General features: G+C 40.9%; 23 protein-coding genes and 1 other annotated feature. Of the genes, 22 read left to right on the forward strand and 1 reads right to left on the reverse strand.

Features of this window, described 5'->3' with window-relative positions; all coding sequences use genetic code 11:
- The first annotated feature begins 39 nt into the window (after nucleotides 1-39).
- The 22 genes from EL241_RS03985 to EL241_RS04090 all read left to right on the forward strand — a co-directional run bounded on the left by EL241_RS03985 (nucleotide 40) and on the right by EL241_RS04090 (nucleotide 23462).
- Nucleotides 40-708: a YggS family pyridoxal phosphate-dependent enzyme gene (locus EL241_RS03985; protein ID WP_036104593.1), complete on the forward strand. Its 669-nt coding sequence runs from the start codon at nucleotides 40-42 to the stop codon at nucleotides 706-708.
- Between the two features lie 25 nt (nucleotides 709-733).
- A complete protein-coding gene (locus EL241_RS03990; protein ID WP_003758249.1) occupies nucleotides 734-1180 on the forward strand; it encodes a cell division protein SepF in 447 nt (148 codons plus the stop codon).
- 22 nt (nucleotides 1181-1202) lie between these two features.
- A complete protein-coding gene (locus EL241_RS03995; RefSeq protein WP_036104590.1) occupies nucleotides 1203-1493 on the forward strand; it encodes a YggT family protein in 291 nt (96 codons plus the stop codon).
- An 89-nt stretch (nucleotides 1494-1582) separates the two neighbouring features.
- Entirely contained in the window at nucleotides 1583-2359 is a 777-nt protein-coding gene (locus tag EL241_RS04000) for a YlmH family RNA-binding protein (protein ID WP_003758252.1), read from the forward strand.
- A 15-nt stretch (nucleotides 2360-2374) separates the two neighbouring features.
- Nucleotides 2375-2896, forward strand: a complete 522-nt coding sequence (locus EL241_RS04005) for a transcription repressor NadR (protein ID WP_036104587.1) — start codon at nucleotides 2375-2377, stop codon at nucleotides 2894-2896.
- Nucleotides 2897-3016: 120 nt separating this feature from the next.
- Nucleotides 3017-3547, forward strand: coding sequence for a DivIVA domain-containing protein (locus EL241_RS04010; protein ID WP_003758256.1), 531 nt, complete (start codon nucleotides 3017-3019; stop codon nucleotides 3545-3547).
- Nucleotides 3522-3743, forward strand: a binding site (T-box leader). It overlaps the preceding gene by 26 nt.
- A gap of 50 nt (nucleotides 3744-3793) precedes the next feature.
- Nucleotides 3794-6556 carry an isoleucine--tRNA ligase gene (gene ileS / locus EL241_RS04015; protein ID WP_036104733.1) on the forward strand — a complete coding sequence of 921 codons (2763 nt, stop codon included), beginning with the start codon at nucleotides 3794-3796 and terminating at the stop codon, nucleotides 6554-6556.
- 97 nt (nucleotides 6557-6653) lie between these two features.
- Nucleotides 6654-7643: a diaminopimelate epimerase gene (dapF, locus tag EL241_RS04020; protein ID WP_003758259.1), complete on the forward strand. Its 990-nt coding sequence runs from the start codon at nucleotides 6654-6656 to the stop codon at nucleotides 7641-7643.
- Between the two features lie 12 nt (nucleotides 7644-7655).
- The gene (locus EL241_RS04025; RefSeq protein ID WP_003758261.1) at nucleotides 7656-8354 is read left to right on the forward strand and encodes a phosphatase PAP2 family protein; all 699 of its coding nucleotides are present in this window, start codon (nucleotides 7656-7658) and stop codon (nucleotides 8352-8354) included.
- A gap of 366 nt (nucleotides 8355-8720) precedes the next feature.
- The gene (cspD, locus tag EL241_RS04030) at nucleotides 8721-8921 is read left to right on the forward strand and encodes a cold-shock protein CspD (protein ID WP_003758264.1); all 201 of its coding nucleotides are present in this window, start codon (nucleotides 8721-8723) and stop codon (nucleotides 8919-8921) included.
- Between the two features lie 210 nt (nucleotides 8922-9131).
- The gene (gene alsS / locus EL241_RS04035) at nucleotides 9132-10823 is read left to right on the forward strand and encodes an acetolactate synthase AlsS (protein ID WP_126320371.1); all 1692 of its coding nucleotides are present in this window, start codon (nucleotides 9132-9134) and stop codon (nucleotides 10821-10823) included.
- Nucleotides 10824-10952: 129 nt separating this feature from the next.
- A complete protein-coding gene (locus EL241_RS04040) occupies nucleotides 10953-11966 on the forward strand; it encodes a LacI family DNA-binding transcriptional regulator (protein ID WP_036104583.1) in 1014 nt (337 codons plus the stop codon).
- A gap of 357 nt (nucleotides 11967-12323) precedes the next feature.
- Entirely contained in the window at nucleotides 12324-13703 is a 1380-nt protein-coding gene (locus EL241_RS04045) for an extracellular solute-binding protein (RefSeq protein ID WP_036104580.1), read from the forward strand.
- 59 nt (nucleotides 13704-13762) lie between these two features.
- Nucleotides 13763-14647, forward strand: a complete 885-nt coding sequence (locus EL241_RS04050; RefSeq protein ID WP_036104577.1) for a carbohydrate ABC transporter permease — start codon at nucleotides 13763-13765, stop codon at nucleotides 14645-14647.
- Complete coding sequence (locus tag EL241_RS04055) at nucleotides 14644-15477, forward strand: carbohydrate ABC transporter permease (protein ID WP_036104574.1); 834 nt, start codon at nucleotides 14644-14646, stop codon at nucleotides 15475-15477. The genes EL241_RS04050 and EL241_RS04055 overlap by 4 nt, the downstream gene beginning before the upstream one ends.
- Nucleotides 15478-15538: 61 nt before the next feature.
- A complete protein-coding gene (locus EL241_RS04060; protein ID WP_036104572.1) occupies nucleotides 15539-16567 on the forward strand; it encodes a LacI family DNA-binding transcriptional regulator in 1029 nt (342 codons plus the stop codon).
- A 30-nt stretch (nucleotides 16568-16597) separates the two neighbouring features.
- Nucleotides 16598-18871 (forward strand): glycoside hydrolase family 31 protein, encoded by a 2274-nt coding sequence (locus EL241_RS04065; protein WP_036104569.1) that lies wholly within the window; start codon nucleotides 16598-16600, stop codon nucleotides 18869-18871.
- Between the two features lie 260 nt (nucleotides 18872-19131).
- Nucleotides 19132-19407 carry a hypothetical protein gene (locus tag EL241_RS04070; RefSeq protein ID WP_003758280.1) on the forward strand — a complete coding sequence of 92 codons (276 nt, stop codon included), beginning with the start codon at nucleotides 19132-19134 and terminating at the stop codon, nucleotides 19405-19407.
- Nucleotides 19408-20004: 597 nt separating this feature from the next.
- Nucleotides 20005-21072: a DUF5105 domain-containing protein gene (locus tag EL241_RS04075; RefSeq protein WP_126320373.1), complete on the forward strand. Its 1068-nt coding sequence runs from the start codon at nucleotides 20005-20007 to the stop codon at nucleotides 21070-21072.
- Between the two features lie 32 nt (nucleotides 21073-21104).
- A complete protein-coding gene (locus tag EL241_RS04080; protein WP_036104563.1) occupies nucleotides 21105-21635 on the forward strand; it encodes a hypothetical protein in 531 nt (176 codons plus the stop codon).
- Nucleotides 21636-21705: 70 nt separating this feature from the next.
- Nucleotides 21706-22104: a DUF4064 domain-containing protein gene (locus EL241_RS04085; protein WP_036104560.1), complete on the forward strand. Its 399-nt coding sequence runs from the start codon at nucleotides 21706-21708 to the stop codon at nucleotides 22102-22104.
- A 245-nt stretch (nucleotides 22105-22349) separates the two neighbouring features.
- On the forward strand, nucleotides 22350-23462 hold the full coding sequence (locus EL241_RS04090) for a low temperature requirement protein A (RefSeq protein WP_036104559.1): 1113 nt from the start codon (nucleotides 22350-22352) through the stop codon (nucleotides 23460-23462).
- A 41-nt stretch (nucleotides 23463-23503) separates the two neighbouring features.
- Here the strand turns inward: EL241_RS04090 and budA are convergent, their stop codons facing one another.
- A complete protein-coding gene (gene budA / locus EL241_RS04095) occupies nucleotides 23504-24220 on the reverse strand; it encodes an acetolactate decarboxylase (protein WP_003758292.1) in 717 nt (238 codons plus the stop codon).
- Nucleotides 24221-24299: the final 79 nt, after the last annotated feature.

A 24299-nucleotide genomic window follows, 5' to 3' on the forward strand; every position in this document is an offset into this window, starting at 1 on the left:
GGATTATGGGAAAATGTGAAAGATAATAGGTGGGAAGTCATGAATGAGCAAACGAAACTGACAGAAGTAAAACAGCGTATCGAAGCAGCATGCAAGCGAGCTGATCGTTCCGCAGATTCTGTGGAATTGATCGCCGTTACCAAGCATGTAGATGCAGCGAAGATCCTTGATCTGCATCAGCTGGGATTAAGCCAATTTGGGGAAAATCGAGCTGACGTGCTTGTCAAGAAAGCGGCCGAGCTAAAAGACCATTCGATCGACTGGCATTATATCGGTTCCTTGCAGACAAGAAAAGTTCGTCAAGTCTTGCCTCTGATCAGCTGTCTGCATTCCTTGGATCGCGAATCGCTGGCTGTAGAGATCGAAAAGCGGGCAGAAACAGAGATCCCTTGTTTTCTGCAAGTGAATATTACCGGAGAAGCATCGAAACACGGTTTTTCGCCGGAAGAAGCACTTGCTTTTGTAAATCGCTTTGATTTTCAAAAAATCAAAGTGATCGGTCTAATGACAATGGCGCCACTTACTGAGGACGCCGCTATCATCCGCCAAGCATTTACTGACTTAGCTGCGCTTGGCCAAGCAATTCAAAAACTAGCTGTGCGACAAGCGCCATGTTTAAAACTATCCATGGGAATGACCAATGATTTTGAGATCGCGATCGAAGAAGGTGCGACGCATATACGAATCGGCAGAGCATTAGTGGAATAATTTAATTTTTGGAGGTGTGACTCATATGGGAATTGCAAATAAATTCAAGACTTTTTTCTTCTTAGATGAAGAAGAGGCACAATATGAAGAAGAGCAGACAGTAGAAAAACAGCCGGTCGAAACAAGACCTAAAAAAGAGAAAAATAGATTCCAAGCAGTAGAAAAAGAGTCGAAGGTGGTCAGCATGCAAGGAGCACAATATTCCAGCCGAATGGTTTTAGTTGAACCGCGTGTTTATGCGGAAGCGCAAGAACTTGCCGATTATTTGAAAGACTATCGTTCTGTTGTTGTCAATCTGCAGCGCATCAATCGTGATCAAGCAATTCGAATCGTCGACTTTTTAAGTGGAACAGTTTATGCACTTGGTGGAGACATTCAAAGAATCGGAAATAATATTTTCCTTTGCACGCCTGAAAACGTGGAAGTGGATGGCGCTATTTCTGAAATGTTAGATGAACAAAACTTCATGTAGAAATAGAGAGGTGTAACGCAGGGTGCAAGAGATTTTATTACAGGTAGTTAATATTGTGTTATTTATCATCCGATGGTTACCGACTTTAATGTTTGTTTACTTTTTGATGAGTTGGTTCCCAGGAGCACGCCAATCTAAAATTGGACGAATATTAGGACGTATTTTCGAACCGATTTTAGAACCATTCAGAAAAATTATTCCGCCGATTGGCATGTTTGATATTTCGTCATTGATTGCATATATCGTTTTCCAATATGCAATGCGCGTATTGACGACATTGATTTACAATTATATCGTTCCTCTGTTATTTTAAAAGGTGGATAACAGGAAGACTTGCTGTCAGAAGCGAGTCTTTTTTTTAGAGAGATGGTATAATAAAAGGGATGAAAGAGGGAATTTACGATGGAAGGCATTTACCAGCATTTTAGACCAGAAGAATATGATTTTATTGATAAAATGACAGCTCTAGTGGCGCAAGTAGAGGATGAATACACACCACGGCTCACACATTTTCTTGATCCGAGGCAGGAGTTCATCGTCCAAACGGTCATTGGTAGTTATGAAAATATCAAAGTTGCTTTTAATGGTGGTCGTGCGCATACGGAACGCGTCCGCGCATTGATCTATCCAGATTATTACGAACCGGCAGAAACTGATTTTGAGATTGCCCTTTTCCAAATCCGCTATCCAGTCAAATTCACAACACTCACGCACCAAAAAATATTGGGGACACTGATGTCGCTTGGAATGAAACGTGATATCTTCGGCGACATTTTGGAAAAAGAAGATATTTGGCAGTTTTTCGTAGAAGCAAGTATGAAAGATTATTTATCGACGCAAATCGAGAAGATCGGCAAGGTGAACGTCATGTTAGAAGAGGTACCGTTAACAGATGCGATCCTGACACATGTAGATTGGATCGAAAAAGCGATCACCGTTTCAAGTCTGCGCTTAGATGTTTTGATCGCTGCCAGCCATAATATCTCACGCCAAAAGGCCAAGCAACTCGTTCAAGGCGGTCTAGTAAGAGTGAACTGGAAGACGATTGAGAACGCTGACTTTCTTTGCGTCGCCGAGGATATTATCTCTGTGCGCGGCTACGGCCGAATCAAATTGATGGAAACAAACGGCAAGTCGAAAAAAGATAAGGACAAGATCACGATCGGTTATTTACAATAAGAGAGGAGGAGCATCGTGGAAAAACTGCTCGGCGAGAAACGCCGCCACTATATTTTAGAACAGTTGAAAACAGCAAACACGCCGGTTTCAGGTAGTGAACTGGCGAAAACGGCTAATGTCAGCCGCCAAGTGATCGTTCAAGATATCTCGCTCTTAAAAGCGAAAGACGAGCCGATCACTGCCACTCCACAAGGATATGTCTATGTCCGTCCTGAAACAGATAATCACATTCGCAAAATCATCGCTGTCAACCATACGAAAGTAGAAACCGAACAAGAGCTCACATTGCTAGTTGACTGTGGAATAACTGTGGTAGATGTAACAGTAGAACACCCGATTTATGGCGAAATTACGGCGGCACTTCATGTGAAAAATCGTTTCGATGTCGATAAATTCATTCAGAAAGTGCGCACGACCAATGCCTCACTCCTCGCTGAATTGACCGGAAGCGTTCATCTGCATACGATCGAGGCAGATACAGAAGAACAGATTTCCAAAGGAATCGCAGCGCTCGATAAAGCAGGATTCTTGATTTGAAAAAACGAATAATTTTCGGGAAAAACTAGGAAAAGTCTAGCAACTATGATAAAATGGACAATGTAATTATATTTAGATACAAGAACGAAGAATCGAAATAATCATGCGGAGGTGCTCGTTATGCCGTTATCGCCATTAGATATACATAACAAAGAATTTACTAGAAGTTTTCGAGGCTATGATGAAGATGAAGTGAACGATTTTCTGGATCAGATCATTAAAGACTATGAACAATTGATCAAAGAAAAGAAAAAGCTGGAAGATACTTTGAATAACAGTGAAGAACGCCTTGGCCACTTCACCAACATTGAAGAAACACTTAATAAATCACTGATCGTTGCGCAGACTGCTGCAGAAGAAGTCAAACATTCTGCTAATAAAGAAGCGAAACTGATCGTTCGTGAAGCAGAAAAAAATGCCGATCGTATTTTAGGGGATTCGTTATCGAAAGCACGCAAAGTGGCTATCGAGATCGAAGACTTGAAACGCCAATCCAAAGTTTTCCGCGAACGTTTGAAAATGTTAGTGGAAGCGCAAATGGATCTTATCAAAAGCGACGATTGGCAGCAGTTGATGTCTTATGATGTCGATGCGACGGAATTGAAACAACTAAAAGAAGTCAAACAAACAGACGAAGATGGAGACAAGTAAAAAGCGAGCAGACAAGTTTGAGCGAGTCAGCGAACGGTGCGAGGCTGATAACTTTAACGCTTTTGAAATCACTCTGGAGTCCCGTTTCCGAAAGTAAGTAAGAAATGGCGCAAACCCAGCGTTATAGGTGTATCAAAGTGGGTGGCGATCCGTCGTCATCAACAAGGGTGGTACCGCGATTCATCTCGTCCCTTTTTTAGGGAGGAGATTTTTTGTTTTATGTTAAATAAAAAAGGAGAAGTGAACATGGAATATAAAGAAACATTATTGATCCCGAAAACAGCATTTCCAATGCGTGGAAATTTACCTGTACGTGAACTAGAATGGCAAAAAGAATGGGAAGAAAATGATATTTATGCACGTCGTCAAGAATTAAATGAAGGAAAACCGACTTTCATCCTGCATGATGGACCTCCTTATGCGAACGGAAATATCCACTTAGGCCACTCGCTGAACAAAATCAGTAAAGACATCATTGTACGCTATAAATCAATGACAGGCTTCCGTTCTCCGTATGTCCCAGGTTGGGATACACATGGTCTACCGATCGAACAAGTACTTGCCAATAAAGGCGTGAAGCGCAAAGAAATGACCATGGCAGAATATCGCAAACATTGTATGGAATATGCCCTGAGTCAAGTGGACAAACAACGCGAAGATTTCAAACGGCTTGGCGTTGCTGCGGATTGGGAAAATCCGTATATCACGTTGCAACCGGAATATGAAGCAGCTCAAATCCGCGTGTTCGGTAAAATGGCAGAAAAAGGATATATTTATAAAGGGTTGAAACCGATCTATTGGTCACCTTCCAGTGAATCTTCGCTCGCAGAAGCTGAAATCGAATATAAAGATGTAAAATCCGCTTCGATCTATGTAGCTTTCAAAGTAGTAGACGGAAAAGATGTGCTACCTGATGATGCAGAACTTGTTATCTGGACAACAACACCATGGACTTTGCCAGCAAACCTTGGAATCTCTGTTAATCCAGAATATACTTATTCTGTGGTAAAAGTCGGCGAACGCAAATTTGTGATCGCAAAAGAACTATTAGAACAAGTAGCAAAAGAGATCGGCTGGGAAGACTATGAGAGCCTTCAAGAAGTGAAAGGCGACGAACTGGAATATGTAACAGCGCAGCATCCATTCTACGACCGGACATCGCTTGTCATGATCGGCGACCACGTGACATTAGATGCTGGTACTGGTCTCGTCCACACAGCTCCAGGACATGGGGAAGACGATTATTTCATCGGGAAAAGATATGACTTGGAAGTTCTATCTCCTGTAGACAGCAGAGGTTGTTACACTGATGAAGCACCAGGATTTGAAGGGATCTTCTACGATAAAGCTAATCCAATGATCACTGAATTGTTGGAAGAAAAAGGAGCATTGCTGAAACTCGATTTCTTCACGCATAGTTATCCGCATGATTGGCGCACAAAGAAACCGGTCATCTACCGTGCGACCGCTCAATGGTTTGCTTCGATCGATGCTTTCCGTCAAAACATTTTGGATGAAGTAGAAAAAGTCGATTGGGTAATCCCTTGGGGCAAGACTCGTCTTTACAATATGATCCGCGATCGCGGCGACTGGGTGATTTCCAGACAACGTGCTTGGGGTGTTCCACTGCCGATTTTCTATGCCGAAAATGGCGAAGCGATCCTAAGCAAAGAAACGATCGAACATGCAGCTGCACTTTTTGCAGAACATGGCTCGAATGTTTGGTTTGAAAGAGAAGCAAAAGAATTGCTTCCAAAAGGATTTACGCATCCAGGAAGCCCGAACGGCGAATTTACGAAAGAAACAGATATCATGGATGTATGGTTCGACTCCGGTTCTTCTCATGAAGCGGTCTTGAAACAACGTCCGAATCTTACCTTCCCGGCCGATCTTTATTTAGAAGGCTCGGATCAATACCGCGGCTGGTTCAACTCCAGTATCACGACCAGCGTAGCGATCAATGGCGTTGCACCTTATAAAGCCGTCCTTTCGCAAGGATTTACACTTGATCCGCAAGGCCGCAAGCAAAGTAAATCTCTTGGAAATACGATCGAACCGAAGAAAGTAACGAATCAATTAGGTGCTGACATCCTGCGTCTTTGGGTAGCAAGTGTCGATTATGAATCTGATGTCCGTGTAGATATGAATACGCTGAATCAAGTAGCCGAGGTATACCGCAAGCTCCGCAACACATTGCGTTTCTTACTTGCGAACGTTTCTGACTTCGATCCAAAAGCTGATACTGTTGCATTTGAAGATCTTCGTTCCGTAGATCAATATATGACAGTACGATTGAACCAAGTGATCGACTCGATCCGCAAAGGTTATGACGCGTACGCTTTCTCATCGGTCTACAAAACGATCGTCAACTTCTGTACAAGCGAACTTTCCGCTTTCTATCTAGACTTTGCCAAAGATGTGGTATATATCGAGCCAGAGAACAGCCACGCCCGTCGCTGCATGCAAACCGTCTTTTATCAAACGGCTGTCGCACTTACTAAACTATTGACACCGATCTTGCCGCATACTTCGGAAGAAATCTGGAAATTCTACAAAGAAGAAGAGGATTATGTCCAATTAGCAGAATTACCGGCTGGTGAAACATTTGCCAATCAAGAGGCTTTGTTAACAGAATGGAATGCGTTCATGAGCTTGCGCGATAAAGTCTTAAAAGCATTGGAAGAAGCGCGGAATGCGAAATTGATCGGTAAATCGTTTGAAGCAAAAGTAACGCTTTATCCATCCGCTTCTGTAAAAGAATTGATTGACGGATTGGACAGTGATCTAGCGCAGTTGCTGATTGTATCGCAATTCAGCTTGGCGGACACTGAAACACAAGCACCAGCAGAAGCACACGTTTTTGAAGACGTGAGCGTACTGGTCGAAAAAGCACAAGGCGAAACATGCGAACGCTGCCGTGTAGTGAAAACAGATGTTGGTCATGATCATAATCACCCAACACTTTGTGCGCGCTGTGCGGATATTGTCACCAAAAATTATGAAGCATAAGTGATATAAATCAGAGCGGAGTCAGCGAATGGAGTTTTCTCGCTGACTCCATTTTTTAATGGTACAATAGAAAAAAACGGGTAAAGGTGTGAAAGCAATGGAACTGACATTTATCAAAGTACATGGTTCTCAAAATGACTTTTTTATTATTGATGAGATCGATAACCGCATTGTGGATTGGACCGATGTGAACCGCCGGATCTTCACCAAACAGATCTGTGACCGTTCGCATGAACTTGGTGGTGCTGATGGCGTCTTATTCGTCAGTGCAAGTATCAATGCCGGTGCCGCCTATAAAATGCGCGTTTTCAACAGCGATACCTCCGAAGCCTCTATGTGCGGGAATGGACTGCGGACAGTAGCACGTTATTTGTTGGAAAAAGAAGATGAAAAGCAGCTGATCGTTGAAACGATGAAAGCAAATCTAGAAGTGGCACAGGCAGAATCTCTTGGTTTTGGAATCCCAACTTACCAAGTCGAGATCTCGCCGGTTTTATTTGAACCGGAAGCACTGCCGTTCCATTACAATGGGAAAGCCGTATTCAACGAACCGATTCCTGAGCTGGATAACGAACTTGCCTTTTCTACTGTAGCGGTTCCTAATCCGCATTTGATCAGTTTTGTCGATCAAGAGCAGTTGGATTCTGATAAACAAGAAACGTTAGCCAGTTATCTGAATGGGGAAAATCCGTATTTCCCTGACGGCGTCAATGTCAGCTTCGTTAAACGATTGGCAGCGGATAAGATCTATGTTCGTACGTTTGAACGCGGCGTAGGCTTTACCAATGCTTGCGGTACAGCAATGTCAGCCTCTAGTCTCATCAAAAAGCAACTAGATGATGATACACTGGAAGCAGTGACGCATGTATATAATGACGGCGGAAGGGTGCAAGTAACGGCGGAACAAGCCGACGACGGCACTTACAAACTTCATTTGATTGGAAACGCGACATTCACCAAGACAGGAATCGTCCGTTTTGATGAAGCGGAAGGTATTTCTGTCATTCAAGCAAAAGAAACTGGTGAGGAAGAAAATTATCAGCAGCTCGTAAAGGAAACAACCGCGTTTTTACAAGAAAATGTCTAAAAGGAGCTCAAAATGAATAAGAATCAAAAAACAATTACAGCATTACTAGCAGTCGGGATCGTGGCATTGATCCTGTTTCTGATCGACATGGTCGGCATTATCAAAGAAAGCAATTGGGTAGCTAAATTTGATCTTTACTGGATCCATCATATCCATACCGACTTCACAAGTGGCAAAACGGCATTCATCAAATTTTATACACACCTCGGCAGTGCAGAATTCGTGATCGTTTATACGGTTATTATTGCCTTGATCCTGTTCGCTTTCCGTAAATTTGTCACTGGCTTATGGTTCGGAGGCACGGTATTGGTGGGCGCTATCATCGTGAACTATCTTTTGAAACATATCGTGAGCCGAGTTCGGCCAGCACAAGGACAGTGGCTCGTGCAGGAAAGCGGTTTTAGTTTCCCAAGTGGACATGCTACAGCGTCAGCAGTGTTTTTCAGTTTAGCGGCACTTTTCTTGATGCTCGTCGTTCATAAAGTCTATCAAAGAATCGTGATCGGTGTGGTAGCTTTTCTACTGATCCTCAGCATTATGTACTCGCGCATCTACTTAGGGGTCCACTATCCAACCGATGTACTGGGCGGATTATTGATCGGCGTTGCAGCGTCGACGATCTCCGTGGCAGTATACTTGCTTGTAAAAGCACCACTGCATCAGCTGCTACGCAAATGGCGTCTGAATGATAAGACAAATCTAGGTAATTAATCGGCGTTAAAAAACGAGATCACATCAAACAGAGTGGTCTCGTTTTCCTTTTTTGATCGTGTAAAGATAGGACATGTCAAAATAAAAAAGCAAGAATATTCAATCTTGTAACCGTATTATATTTTGCTTGCAAAATTTCTGCACAAGCGTTACTATATAAATGTAATAAGAATATAGAACCAAAAGTGTTACCGAGAATTCACATTTTATAAAGGGTGTTAATACTTCTTCATTTTGGTCTAATTCCCTTTATAATATGTGAATTTTTTTATGAAAAACAAAGGTTAGCTTGTTGTAAGGCAGTTTCCAGTCGTTTTTTGTTAGTAAAGGAACATATTAAGAAAATTTTTTGGAGGTTTGTGAATTATGCAAACAGGTACAGTTAAATGGTTCAACAGTGAAAAAGGCTTTGGTTTCATCGAAGTTGAAGGCGGAGACGACGTATTCGTACACTTCAGCGCTATCCAAGGCGACGGATTCAAAACACTTGACGAAGGTCAAAGCGTAGAATTCGAAATCGTTGAAGGTCAACGTGGCCCTCAAGCTGAAAACGTAGTTAAACTTTAATCGTTTGACCGTTGAAGCGAAAAAACCGGCAATGCTCAGGGAAAGGAGCATTGCCGGTTTTTTTTATTGTCACAGCTTTTGATACAGTTTTAAAGTAATTATATAACAGAAAATAAAATAAAATCCTTGTAAAATGCAATTATAAGAGTATAATCGTTTTTATAGATATAACTGTATTAATAAAATCAATATAATAAATTATAACAAGGAATGATGGAAATGGAAAAAGCAAAAGAAGCACAAGCAACCAAATCAGGAGCCGATTTAGTGGTTGATACGTTGATCAATCAAGGTGTTACGCATGTATTCGGGATCCCAGGTGCTAAGATCGATAAAGTATTTGATGTGATGGCAGATCGAGGACCAGAGTTGATTGTCAGCCGGCATGAGCAAAATGCTGCATTTATGGCTGCTGCGATCGGGCGCCTTACAGGGAAACCAGGGGTTGTCATGGTAACCAGTGGACCAGGAGCTTCAAATTTAGCAACTGGACTTGTCACTGCAACCGCAGAAGGGGATCCGGTTGTTGCGATCGCCGGAAATGTTACGCGTCAAGATCGTTTGAAACGGACACATCAATCAATGGATAATGCTGCGTTGTTCCGCCCAATCACCAAATACAGCGAAGAAGTCATCCATGCCGAAAACGTTCCGGAAGCACTCACGAATGCATTCCGTGCCGCCTCTGAACCGAATCAAGGTGCTGCTTTTGTCAGCTTGCCGCAAGATATCGTGGGGGAAGAAAATGTGCCGGTGAAAGCGATTCGTCCACTTCAAAAGCCGAAAAGCGGTCCAGCTTCTTCCGAACAAGTAGCGAAATTAGTAGCGCGTTTGAAGAAAGCAAAATTACCAGTATTATTACTAGGAATGCGGGCATCAAGTCCTGAAGTGACCGGTGCGATCAGACGCTTATTGGAAAAAACGAGTATCCCTGTTGTCGAAACTTTCCAAGCAGCCGGCGTCATTTCTCGCGACCTAGAAACTAACTTCTTCGGACGAGTTGGCTTATTCCGCAATCAACCAGGAGATATTTTATTGAATAAAGCAGATCTAGTAATCACAGTTGGCTACGATCCAATCGAATACGATCCAAAAGCATGGAATGCAGGTTCTGAACATGCCATTGTGCATATCGATGACATTATGGCAGATATCGACCATTATTATCAACCTGTGACAGAATTAGTCGGCAACATTGCTTTGACAGTGGATTCGATCAACGCAAAATTTGACGGTCTGGAATTGGCTGACAAAGAAATTGCCGTTTTAGATAATCTGCGCAGCAAATTAGAAGAACGAGATGTTCCCCCGGTTTATCCTGATTCCAACGTCGTGCATCCGCTTCACGTCATTCAAACATTGCGTTCGATGATCGATGACAACGTGACTGTAACCGTTGATGTTGGCTCTCATTATATCTGGATGGCACGTCATTTCCGCTCCTATGAACCGCGCCGTCTGCTTTTCTCTAATGGTATGCAGACGCTAGGCGTAGCACTTCCTTGGGGCATTGCTGCAACACTTGTTCGTCCAGGCGAAAAAGTAGTTTCGATTTCTGGAGATGGAGGTTTCTTGTTTTCCGCAATGGAACTTGAAACAGCTGTTCGTCTTCATGCGCCACTTGTTCATTTAGTTTGGAATGATGGTAGCTATGATATGGTTGCTTTCCAACAAAAAATGAAATACGGTAAAGAAGCAGCAGTGCGTTTCGGTGCTGTCGATATCGTGAAATATGCAGAAAGCTTTGGTGCAAAAGGACTTCGTGTCAATCATCCAGATGAATTGGAAAGTGTTCTTTCCGAAGCTATACGCACAGAAGGCCCTGTGGTAGTCGATATTCCGATCGATTATCGCGACAATATCCAGCTCGGAGAAACCTTACTTCCTGACCAATTCTATTAAAAATCCGCAAAAAGCCGCTTGTAAGCAAGAATAACGTTTACGAGCGGCTTTTTTATTTGTATACTAAAGGAAAGGACAATAGGCTCGTATAATGATGAAGGCGCTTTATTAAGCCGAGGGGGAGAATACATGGGAGTGACAATCCGTGAAATAGCGGCAGCAACAGGGGTATCGATCACCGCCGTATCACAAATCTTAAATGGAAAAGGAGAACGGTTCAGCCTTGCAACTCGAGAACGTGTATTGAAAACAGCGAAGGAACAAAATTACAAACCGAATTTCTTCGCGAAAAACATGGTCATTACCCGCACCAACACGATTGGTATGATCGTTCCGGAAGTGACTGATCCGTTTTTCTCACAAATGATCAAAGGGGCAGAAGACTTCCTAAATCAAAATGATTACATGATCATTCTCTGCAACTCTTCTAATGAACGCCAGCGGGAATTTCAATATGTCGAAGAGTTGTTGCACCGGGCAGTGGACGGTGTTATTATCGCGACACCACATTTGATCGATGAAAAGACACTTAATGCGATTCGTGTGAAAAAGCGCCCGTACATCTTGCTGGATCATCAACTGAATCCCCGTCAAGAAGGCCGGATCACGATCGACGACGTCCAAGGCGGTTATATCGCCACGCGTCATTTGATCGAAAATGGTCACCGTAAAATCGGAATCATTACGTCGGATACTACTTTTTACAATGTCAGCGGTCGGTTGGAAGGATATTTTGAAGCTTTAGCAGAAGCCGGGATCCCAGTCCAAGAGAAGTATATCGAGCGAGCAAATCAAACGACACAAGGCGGATATGAAGCGGCAGAGCGATTACTGAAAGAAGACGTTACCGCGATTTTTGCAACGAATGATTTAATGGCATTTGGAACGTACCGGGCAGCCTGGGGAGAAAAAATCCGCATCCCGGAAGACCTCAGTGTGATCGGATTTGATGATATCGAGATGTCTGCATTTACAACACCACCGCTTACGACTGTCCGTCAGCCAGTTTATCAAATCGGAGCAACAGCGGCGGAACTGTTGCTACGCAAAGTTGAAGCACCCACGGAAAAAGTAGGCAATCAGCATTTTGAGATCGAATTGATCGAACGCGGTAGCGTAGCGCGAGTCAACCAACGGGTTTGAGACTGCTTGGCGAAAAACGCTTATCTTCGTTGTTAATGTCTGCGTTCCGATGCTCACCTACATAAGTACGTTCCGCTTCGGTACTCGACTTTGCCTAGAATCTAATCATTTTTTCGCCAAGCTGGGAATAGCCCGGAAATGATTGAATGGTGTTTTTCTTCCGTCTGAACTTAGCAGCTTATAACTGTTAAGTTTTTTTTGATTTTTTTTCTAAAGACAAACCATAGAACGGACAAGCTTTTCGAGGATAAACGGCATTAAAATCAAAATGTAAGCGCTTGACAAAATTTAAGTTTAACGTTAAACTTTGTTTGTAATTCAGTTTAACGTTAAACCTTAGAAAATGGAGGGCTTGTTATGTGGAAAAAATTAGTTACAGTCGTTTTAGTTTTAATGGTTGTAAGCTTAGCAGCTTGTTCATCAGGTGGAAGTAGCACAGGGAGTGGCAAGAAAGATACGAAGAAAGACAAAGGACTTGATCCGATTGGTCAAACTGTCAAATATGATCCTAATCATCTCGTGAATAAAGGCGAACCGATCGATATCGAGTACTGGACATGGGTCGACAATGATCCTGCCATTGCATTAGCAAAAAAATATGAAAAAACATATCCAAATGTCAAGATCAAAACAGTTATCCAGCCTTGGGATGATTTCTGGACGAAGCTGCCATTAGCACTGAAAGGGAAAAATGGACCAGCGATCTTTAATGTTCACAACTCTCAAAATGATTTGTTGATGCCTTACATGGCAGCATACAAAATCCCAGTCAAAGACTTAGAAGCAGACTTTACTTCTGTACCTTCTCATGTAGTAGACGGTAAAATCTATTACACAGATATCTCTATCAATACTGGTAACATTTACTATAACAAGAAATTATGGAAAGAAGCAGGTTTAACGGAGAGCGATATTCCGAAAACATGGGAAGAATTCACAGCAGTAGCGAAAAAATTGACTAAAGAAAAAAGTGGTAAGATCACGCAGGCTGGTTTCAACTTTAACAGTGAAACATATAGTGCGATGATCGAGGGCTTGAATTATCAAAAAGGAACACTGCTTTTTGATAAAGATGGCAAAAAAGTGAATTTCGATAATAAAACAACCAAAGAAAACACGCAATTCCTGAAAGATCTCTATGACAAAGAAAAAGTCGGCTCCAAAGATTTCGGAACAGATTCTTCTCAAAGCTTTGGAAATGGGCAAAGTGCGATGGTTTATAAATGGGGTTGGTATCAAGGAGAACTGAAAAATAAATATCCGGACATCGATTATGGGGTTTTCCCAACGCCAACACCGACAAAAGATACCCCATTCGCGTATGACCGCTACAACGGGGAAAGTACTCCAGGTATCAACAAAAATCAAACGAAAGAGCAACAAGCAGTAGCGCAGGACTTCTTGAAATACTTGCTCGCAAATGATGACTATTCGAAACAAGGAGCATTGAATCTAGCTTCCTTCCCAACGAAGAAATCCCTAGCGAAAGACAAAGATATTTTAGCGGATCCAGTTTTGAAAGCGTTATCTAACCGCATCGATCGTTTGATCTGGCCGGGCGCATTCCCAGCAGTAATCGAATCGACTTCGACACAAACAATGGAGGATGTACTTTATAACGGTAAATCAGTCGACCAAGCGCTGAAAGACGGACAAGCGAAAATCGATAAAGAAATGGCGAAGAGCGATTTTAAAGCAAGCGAATCGAAATATAAATTCTATAACGAAGCAAATTAATTTTGGGGAGTGCATCAAGGGATGAACTTGGTGTACTCCTTTAAAAAAGGATGAGAAATATGGAAGTGAAAGCAAAGCGGAAGGCACTACGGTTTTTCGATTTTAAGAATACAACCATGTTGCTCTTAGTGATCTATCTCGCGATTTTCTTAGTATACCCGATCTATAAAGCATTCGCCGGGAGTTTTCATGATTGGAATCCGCTCATTGATAAATATGATTTTGTCGGCCTGCAAAATTTTAAAGATGTCCTTGCTGATAAATTATTTTGGAGCTCGATCAGCAATACCTTTATTTTTTCCTTCTTCGCGATTGTTTTTCGTGTCGTGATCGGATTAGGGCTGGCGCTGATGATCTACTCCAAAATGACAAAGGTAAAGTCCTTTTTCCAAGGGATGTTCTACATGCCGACGATCACACCGCTCGTAGCTGTTTCCTTTGTGTGGATGTGGTTGTATAATCCGCAATTCGGGCTGATCAACAAAGTGTTCGGGCTGGATATCAATTGGCTCAACAATTCGCATTATGCCTTGCCAGCTATTATTATCATGACGATCTGGAAAGATTTCGGCTATGCGACGGTTATTTTCATCGGTGGATTGATGAGTTTGCCAGACGACGTTTACGAAGCAGCAAGCATTGACGGCGCTTCAAAATGGCAGCAGTTCAGAAGTATTACCTGGCCGCTCTTGAAACCGACGACATTATTCGTAGTCATTACTTCTTTAATTACTTACTTACAGACCTACATCCAAATCTTGATTATGACGGACGGCGGTCCGGGGACATCCACCTATGTGATCTCCTATTTGATTTATGACGAGGCTTTTGTGAAGTACAATTTCGGTACTGCTTCGGCAATGAGTATCATTTTGTTTGTTATGATCGCGCTGCTTACAGCGATCATGTTTAAAGTAACCGGAGAAAGGAAGATGACGCCATGATCCAAGAATCCCTTGCCAGTAAAATGTTTAAATGGGGTTTTAACCTGATATTATTGGTGCTTGCGCTGATTACGGTCATTCCTTTTATCTGGATGCTGGTGTCCTCTTTTGCACCAAACAGCGAGATCGTCAAAATCGGTGGATCGTTTTTTCCGAAGATGTCGACGCTGCAGAATTATATCAATGTTCAGGAAAATTTCAATTTTATGCGGATGTTTGCAAACAGTCTATTTATTGCGATCGTCGTCACTGTGATCATTATTTATACGAGCGCAGCAATCGGCTTCGTGTTTGCGAAGTTCCATTTCCGATTTAAAAAAGTCATTTTCGGAATCGTGTTATCCACAATGATGCTACCGTGGTGTGTAACGATCATTCCTAAATATGAGATGATGCTGCAGTTCGGCTGGCTCGATTCGTATAAGTCGTTGATCATACCCTCCATGATAAGTGCTTTCGGGATCTTTTTATTCCGGCAAAGTATCTCGCAGATCTCTGATGAAATGATGGAAGCGGCTCGGATCGACGGAGCATCGGATTTTTATATTTTCCATCGCATCATTTTACCGATGTCGCGCAACACGATCGCAAGTTTGGCGATTTTCCAATTCCTTTGGGTCTGGGAAGATTTCCTCTGGCCTTATCTCATGATCAATGACGAAAACAAACAATTGATCTCTGTAGGGCTACGCTTGTTCAATGGTCAATATGGCACGGATTACGGCGGTTTATTTGCCGCTACATCCATCTCGATCATTCCGGTCATCATTATTTATTTGATTTTCCAGAAGCAATTTGTAGCAGGGATCGCGAAAGGCTCAGGCAAATAAAACTATCAATTTTTCGAAAAAAACCATATAATGACTGTATTAAAATAGAGTTGGTGAGAATATGAAAATTACAATCAAACAAATAGCAGAAGAATCTGGTGTAAGTGTGACAACTGTGTCGAATGTGATCAATAAAAAGGCACACCGCGTTTCCGCGGATAAAATCAAACTGATCGAATCCATCATGAAAAAGTACAATTATACACCGAATATGAATGCTCGTTCGCTCGTAAAATCTTCTTCCCGACTGATCGGTCTACTTTATTATTCGGAAAATGAACGCATCAACTTTGCAGATCCGTTTGTTACCGAGATTTTGGAAGGTATTGAGAAAAAAGCAAAAGAATATGGTTATTTTACCTTGATCCACAACATTACTTCTGTAGAAGACGTCGAAGCGGTACAAATGAATTGGAAATTTGAAGGTTTTATCGCTGTCGGGGTATCGGAAAGTTTTTTTGCGGCCATTGATCATAAGATTCAGGCACCAGTTATTTTTATCGATACCCACCTTTCAGAAGAAACCAAGCAAGAAGTGAAAACGAGCAAGTGGGAACGCTGCTTTATCCATACAGATGATAAAAAAGTTGGTTATCAGGCAACGGATTATTTAGCAAACTGCGGTCACGAGCAGATCGGTTTCCTATCTTATCCATTTAAGATCGATGCCACTGGTGTTATCCACAGCCGTTTTGAAGGCTATAAGCAAGCTTTAGCGGAGCACGGACTTCAATACGATGACCGTTTGAGCTTTACTAGTTTTGAATTCGAGAAAATAGTGACACAACTGGATAAAATCACTGCATTGGTAGTTACTGCTGATTTTCTTGCGGTAGAATTTATTCATTATCTAAAGGAAAATCATTGCTATGATCCAAAGCACATTTCCATTATCGGCTTTGATGATATCCGCTATGCTAAACTAATGGATCCGCCACTTACCACCATTCGTCTGGATCAAGTACGCAAAGGCGAATTGGCCGTGGATGTATTAGCGAGCCGTACCAAGAATAAAGAGACGGAGCAGGAAAAGAATTTTATCTTGCCTGGCGAATTGATCGAACGAGAATCCGTGATGAAACGGACTTAATGTTAAGATTTGAACAAAGGAGTGGACTACATGCAAGAAGACAATATCATTCAAGGAGAGACCTATCGATTTACATTGATCACGGAGAAACTGATCCGCTTGGAGTATTCCGAGACCGGCGTGTTTGAAGATGCACCGACCCAGACCGTTTTGAACCGTGATCTTGGTAAAGTAGCCTATCATCTTATCGATGAAGAGAATCGTCTAGAGATCATTACTACTCACTTTCATCTTTATTATAATAAAGCAGCTTTTTCCAAAGATAATCTGTTCATCGATGTTTTAAATAAATATTCGCTCTACAATAATCGCTGGTATTATGGGACAACTCCGGAAACCCTGAAAGGCACTGCTCGAACGCTAGATATGATCGACGGCAGCACGGAGCTAGGAGAGGGCATCATCAGCAAGGCCGGCTTGGCGATCCTCGATGATTCGGATTCTTTTGTTTTAGATGAAAATAATAATCCAGAGCCGCGAAAACAACCCGAAGAAGATCTGTACTTTTTCGGTTATGGCCGTAGTTATTTAGAAGCAATCCAAGATTTTTACAAACTGACAGGTAAAACACCGCTTTTACCACGTTATGCGCTAGGGAATTGGTGGAGCAGATATTGGAAATATGACGAAGGGGAATATTTGGAATTAATGGATCGCTTTGAAAACGAAAAGGTACCGCTATCTGTCAGCGTGATCGATATGGATTGGCATCTGACTGATCTTCCTGAACGTTTCGGAAGTGGCTGGACAGGCTACACATGGAATCGCGAATTATTTCCCGATCCAAAACGTTTTTTGAAAACGCTTCACGACAAAGGGTTAAAAGTAACGCTCAATGTGCATCCTGCTTCTGGGATTTTAGCTTTTGAAGAACAATATCCTGTCGTCGCAGAAAAATTGGGACTGGACCCTAGCATCGAAGAGCCAGCTAAGTTTGATATCGACAATCCCGCTTTTCGGGAAACCTATTTTGAAGATGTTCATCATCCGCTTGAAAAAGAGGGAGTTGATTTCTGGTGGATCGACTGGCAGCAAGGGACAAATACCGGCAACCGTGGTTTAGATCCACTTTGGCTACTGAACCACTATCATTATCAAGATATCCAAGCCAATCACGCCAATGGCATCATTTTATCTCGCTACGCTGGGCCGGGCAGCCATCGCTACCCAATCGGATTTTCCGGCGATGCCGTGATCTCATGGAAATCCTTGGCGTTTCAACCCTATTTCACGGCGACCGCTTCGAATATTGGTTATACGTGGTGGAGCCATGATATTGGCGGACATATGCAAGGTTACCGCGAAGATGAATTGGCACTGCGTTGGTATCAATTCGGCGTTTTCAGTCCGATCAATCGTCTGCACAGCTCTTGCAGCCCATTTACTGGGAAAGAGCCATGGCGTTTCAACCCGATCGTCGCAGAAGCAATGAAAGATTTCTTACGCCTTCGACATGCATTTATCCCTTATCTGTATACACTGAATGTGCAAACACATCGCGAAGGAATCCCACTGATCATGCCGATTTATTACCTGAATCCAGATCGCGAAGAAGCATACCACGTTCCGAATGAATATTATTTCGGCGAACAATTGATCGTCGCGCCGATCACAGAACGAATGGATAAAAAGCTGCAATACGGTTCCACAAAAGTCTGGCTCCCAGAAGGTAGCTGGTATGACTTTTTCACAGGTAGAAGGTATAAAGGAAATGTGGAGCTTGAAGTATTCAGAAGTCTGGAAGAATATCCTGTTTTTGCCAAAGCAGGAGCAATCATCCCACTAGATAAATATCCGGCTGAGACTAAAGGCGAAACATTGCCGCTCACACTGGAATGGCAGCTGTTTGCAGGAACAAGCAATCGTTTTACAATGGTGGAAAAAGCAGGGGACAATGAAGCAAAAACGACTGTCGAATTGGATATAGAAGCGAAAAAAGTCCATCTCCATGTCGAAGATCCAGCTGGCGTTTTACCAAAAGAGCGAACACATCTCCTGCATTTAAAAGGTTTTGCCGCACTTGGTGAAGCAGTTGGTGCAAAGCGAGTAGAAAAAGAAATATTTGCTTTAGAAAGTGAAACAGCCATATTCGCCTCCCTAGAGCCGAATAAGGTTCAAGATGTGACCGCAGAAGTATATCGGCGGCTGGATAAAGCGGAAATCGCTTATGATCTCAAAGACCGCTTGTACACGATCTGGCAATCACAAGGCGATGATTTCCAAATTGGCGCCGTACTAGGACAATTGCAGATCAAAGGCTTAGAAGGATTACTATATGAGATGTTATACGTGAAAAACAGTTGACAGTTTGATGGGAAATGATAGAATTAGTGTTACTTATTGGAGAGCCTTGTTTGGATAAGGCTCTCAGGTCGGAAAAATCAACTTTTGAAGGCTGTAAGTTAAGCCGAAAGTTGATTTTTTTCTTTGTTGGACATGAGGTGTCTATAGATTCAGAAATAGGCGTAGGGTTATGCTATAATGCTACTAGATTCACATACATATAAAGATGTGAATCTCATAGTCATTGGATATACATCATAGATTAGAAAGGAGTAAATAAAATGAACAAAGAACCGATGGATATAATGAATATACTAGGGCTGATCATCGCTTCTATTTTGGCTTTCACTCTACCAGTTATTGGATTAGTTCCTAGCATCTATTTACTTGCGAAGCGGAGAAATTATCCAACTAGCGTAAAAATTATTGCTATCACAGCGATTGTTTATCAAGTAATAGTGATTATCCTTGCCTTATTGGGTGTATGGCTTTTTTTTGTAGACACCTCCAGTCAACAGATGGAGATTTCTAACGTGACAACAGAAATTCAGAAATAAAAAAATAGGGAAAACAGTGTGGGACTTTCTCCTTTCCATACTGTTTTTTTTATGCTATATTAGTTCACGTTCAAATTTGGCAAAAGCCATGCGTAAAGGGAAGATAAGTTGGTCGGTGGAATTGGCTTTCCTTTATATTCCTATATAGTCAATCAAACGTCACTAAGTGGAGCTTTAATAAAAAGAATAAGTAGATATAAAACACCAAAATCAAATTTAATACTCCCATAAGAGATTGGGATCGAAAAAGTTCACTTTTTTGATACAAAATCAGATAAAAATTCGGAAATTTGTCACATTTTAATAGAAAAAACTAAGCTATAATTAATGTGATAGCATACTAATGAATAAGGGGAGAAAAATACGATATAGAAGCGAACAAGATATACGCATTTAAAGATAATAAAGGGAAAAATTATGATACAAGCAATCCATAATCTCTTACTTTCGAAATATATAAGGGGCTTTATGGAGAGCAGCACTATAGAATCGATTTAGTAGACTCTCTCTTTATTATGAAAAAACAGCGGCGTCATTCTCACGTAAAAAAAGACAGCCTTATGGATTAATGCATTAGATAGAAAAGAGGAGGTATTTATGAAAAAATTCGGCATGCTTGGTATAACCTTACTAGTATGCATTTCATTAATGGGATGTTCACTAGGGTCAGAGTCACCAAAGAAAAAAGGGGAAACGAAAACGGTAGAAGTTTCTAAAAAAAGTATAGCAATAAAAGTATTATCAGGAACGTATGTTATTCCTAAATCTGAAAATGACGAGAAATACCTATCTTTACGTATAAAACTAACCAATAATAGTACAGATACAGAAAGATTATTGGCAAATAATTTTTCTTTAGTAAATAAAGAAAAAGAAGCAACGAATGCAGAAAGCTATATAGGTTATTCTCATATGTCTATGGACAACGATTATCTAACAGCTAAGAAAATAACTGCAGACACGTCCTTAACAGGAAACATTGTCTTTAAAATTGAGAAGCAAGGCGTATACACACTAAATTATGCGCCCAATATTAAAAAGGCTAAACCAATAAGTCTTAAAATTGATACACGAAATTATGAGGATAAGAGCAAGGAAGCCGAAAAAGCATTGAAAGCTTATGTGAATGAAGTTTACCTTGGGAAGTCAGATCTATATGCGGATAAGTATGTGGAAAATAGTCTGACAGCAGATAAAAAGGAATTTGATACAGAAACAAAGGAAAAAATTCAACGGAATTTTACTTTTTCAAACCCTATTGCGGATAAAGATCTTACTGCTTTATTGAAGGAATTAAAAAAAGGAAACGCTTCTAGAGGTCATGTTGCTTACACGTTAGAATCTTTTTCCGGAGAAGATGCTTATATCGGCGTTAAAGTACGCACTATCAGCCTTACAGTTCTAAATTCACAAATGTCCGATCTTTCCAATAAACTTCAAAAGGAAACAAACTATAAAGCAAGCTATAAAGAAACACAAAGTGCTGTTATAGGGATTGTCATTAAAGAATTTCCGGAAATCCTTACAAAAATGCCTTTGAAGACAAGTACCGTTTCGACGGTCCATTTAAAGAAAGTAAATAGTAAGTGGAAAATAGATACTGAAGATATCGGAATCAATAGCACGGCCGAAATAGCTAAAAAATTTGAAGGTACTACTTATTGATAAAAGAGTAAAAAAAGAGGTTGTTGCTAATCATGATCAATGGGAAACTTGAGATTAGAATTACATGGGCTGATATTTTTAAAGAGTTTACGATGGGCATACTAATTGTTTTAACACTAACAGCTGTAGTAGTTGCGATATGTAAGTTTGTACTAAGGCAATCTCTAATCATAAATATCATCGCATTGCTACTTGTTTTATTGATAGGCGGAATGTATCTGATTTTTTTATTTTCAGTAGCAGGAACCTTTTCTTTTGCGATGTTAGCAACAGCCATTGTTGATCTGAATATTATGCTTAAATATGAGGGCATTTTATACAAAATGGAGGAACAAGGTTTTACTTATTATGAGGAAGGAAAGCAATATAAAAAGCGGTGGATAGAAGTTGTTGATATAGGGTGCTATCGCCAATATAACAAAAAACGAAGTGTTATCTATAAATATCAAGTGAAATTTATAGATAACAGCGTACATGTTTTAGATTTACGCGGTCGGATTGGGACTGAAGTGTTTAAAGAAAAATTCGAAGATTATTGGTTGACTTATGTAGAGAAAAGCTAGGGTTGACACACCATAATCGGAAAATGCGCATTATTCAAGTCACAAAATAACTAGTTGAAGGAGAAAAGAAATGGAACAAAGAAAAGCAGAATTTATTATGACGATTATCGGAGCGAGTCTTGCAATACTTGGGATTTTATTTATGGGGATTATGTTAGCCTTTTTAGGAATAGGAACATCTATAAATACGGATGCACTAACTTCAGATGATGTGATTGGCTTGACTGTAGGCGGAGGGATTGTTTTCTATTTTTTCCTTTTAGCAGTGGCAGCTTGTATCATTGGTTTTATAGCTGCCTTTAAAATGAAAAATGGGCAGAATATCAAAGGTTGGTCGATTACACTCATAGTAGTAGGAGGGCTTTGCTTTTTTAGTTACGGCTGGATAACAGGCGTTCTGTTTTTGATATCAGGCATTATGTCAGTAGTAAAATCATCTAGAGAGAAACGTAATATTTTTTACGATTAATGCTATTAACGAAATTTTGGGTAAAACGGAGAGGTAAATAAAAAGTGACATGATCAACGAGTATAGGAAGTGGATTCGCGACATTTTTTCATCTATACAAAACGTAAAAGCAGTTAATCATGGCTATTATCTTTTATACGTGCTAACAGCCTTAGCAAATAAGGCTGTTTTTTTATAAGACTGAAATTTACTGGGAAATATGGTACTATTTTTTATAGGTTTTAATAAAAGGGGATGAATGAATTATGAAAGAAAAAGAAGTGAGTATGTCCGAACTGTTCTTTGACTTGATCTTTGTCTATGTGCTGTCGCAGATCAATCATACTGTCGAACATATCTCACCAAGTTTGCTGACATTAGAAAGTTTAGGGAAAAATACGATGCTCTTTCTGGTGTTCTTCGCTATCTGGATCTACCGCACGCTATTGGTCAACCGCTTTTTTGAGAAAGAGTGGTATCAATACATGTTTGTTTTTATTGACATGTTTTTAGTGATTCTCTTGTCGAAAACGATCAATGCTGATTTTGAAAAAACATTTATCAGTTTCACCGGACTGACCACATTGATATTTTTAAGTATCGCGTTGCAGTACGTGTTGAATTATGTATTGAAACGCAACAATACCAGTCGTGCAATAGTTTTGGTATATGCAGGCGGATTGTTACTCTCCTGCGCGATCGCGACAGTTGGACTGCTGGCACCAGCTGGGATCCACTTTTGGATCTATTTTGTCTCTGTCATGGTAGCGGTGGTATTTCCACTGTTGTTTTATCCAGTTTCCAAAAAAAATCCCATCCACTTTGGGCACCTTGCTGAGCGGCTGAGCTTATTTGTCATTTTATTATTTGGCGAAGGATTGATTTTCCTAGTCAATGCTATTGAGATCGAGCATGTAACGATCCGAAGTGTCATTTATTTTGTTTTTGTCATCATGCTGTTCTGGCTTTATATGTATCATTATCGATTTGGTATGAATAAGGTGAAAAATAGTACAGGATTTGCAACAGCTTATCTACATGTCTTTATCATCATTGCGATCAATCTGCAGTTCTTGATTGCCACCTATGGCGTTGTGGGCGTTGAATGGGATACGGCGAATAAAATAGGCTTACTGCTAGCATTTCTCGTTTATCTGGGTGTCATTGTTATCAATTGGTGGGTGTATAACCGTGCTTTCCGAACAAAAATACTGCCTTATAGTGTTATTGGCATTATTATTGTAAATGCGCTTGCAATGAGTTTTATATCGAACATTTCGATTTTACTAGCTATCTTCATTCTATCGATTACTGGTATGGTCGCTAGTTTACGATGGTCGAAGCAGCATAGTGATGTTGAAAGACATACTGGCATTTGAAGCAAAAAAAAACTATTTCCTAGTAAAAGGAAATAGTTTTTTTATTTTTCTGCCGCTTCGATTTGATCCAGCATATCTGGCGTTGTCAAATCACTTCGTAAGAATTCCGTTGTTTGTGGCAACTGTAATTCGAACTCCGTTTGTTGCGCAAATTCGACCGTGCCGTCCAACATTTCGTAATCGAAAACGTGTCCACCGACTTGGCGCATATCATCAATGAAATGGATATGATAACCTGCCACTCCGATCCCACTGATATAAGCGGGGGTCCAAAAACCGACGATCGTACCAGTGATATATTCGAAGTGATAAGTCGGTTGTTCTTTTACTGCTTCAATAAGTGGCGGATAAGGTCTAGTTTGTTTAGGAACAACACGTGTATCCACATAACGAAAGTTTCCCGTTAATTTGACTGCGTAAAAAACATTCGGACCTTGCATATGGGAAGCCATCAGTGCTTCGACTTCATCTTTTGATTTGGATTCCTCGATGGTTAGGGAAGTATCCGCATCAAAAAAAGAAACACTTGCGTATGGCGTTGTATCTTCTGGTTTCACTTCATATGCCTTACCGTCAGAACGGATCTGATACGCTTTACCGTCAACCACGATCAATTCGCCGTCAAATTCATCTAATGTACCAATTCCAAGATCACCATTTGCGAGCAACTCCTTAAAGGTGGTTGTCCCACTAAACAAACCGCCAACTAATGCGGCCATGGTGGAATGCTGGAATAAACGATTTTTTCTAGTCATCATAAACACTCCTTGTATTATTGAAAAAGTTAAATACTATTAATACAGGTTTTCCCTCTACTATTTTAGTATAAACCTTTAA

The organism is Listeria grayi (assembly GCF_900638015.1).
GTDB lineage: Bacteria > Bacillota > Bacilli > Lactobacillales > Listeriaceae > Listeria > Listeria grayi.